The organism is Terribacillus sp. 7520-G, from assembly GCF_002271665.1.
GTDB lineage: Bacteria > Bacillota > Bacilli > Bacillales > Amphibacillaceae > Terribacillus.
On the sequence record NZ_NQFP01000070.1, the window covers coordinates 1 to 509 of the forward strand.

Annotated in this window: 1 rRNA gene; it reads left to right on the forward strand. The window is 53.2% G+C overall.

Going from position 1 to position 509, the window contains the following annotated elements:
• Positions 1–91: 91 nt before the first annotated feature.
• A 16S ribosomal RNA gene (locus tag CHH53_RS16990) occupies positions 92–509 on the forward strand; the annotation flags it as partial.

Below are 509 nucleotides of genomic sequence, written 5' to 3' on the forward strand. Positions count from 1 at the left end.
AGAGAATTGAACAAATTCTCGTCAGTTTTGAAATGAGCTACAAACTCATCGGTTGGATGATTTCTTGGAGCAATCCAGAAATGTTCGATCTTTATTGGAGAGTTTGATCCTGGCTCAGGACGAACGCTGGCGGCGTGCCTAATACATGCAAGTCGAGCGGAATCGATGGAGTGCTTGCACTCCTGAGATTTAGCGGCGGACGGGTGAGTAACACGTAGGCAACCTGCCCTCAAGACTGGGATAACTACCGGAAACGGTAGCTAATACCGGATAGGATATTTGGCTGCATGGCCGGATATGGAAAGGCGGAGCAATCTGTCACTTGAGGATGGGCCTGCGGCGCATTAGCTAGTTGGTGGGGTAATGGCCTACCAAGGCGACGATGCGTAGCCGACCTGAGAGGGTGAACGGCCACACTGGGACTGAGACACGGCCCAGACTCCTACGGGAGGCAGCAGTAGGGAATCTTCCGCAATGGACGAAAGTCTGACGGAGCAACGCCGCGTGAG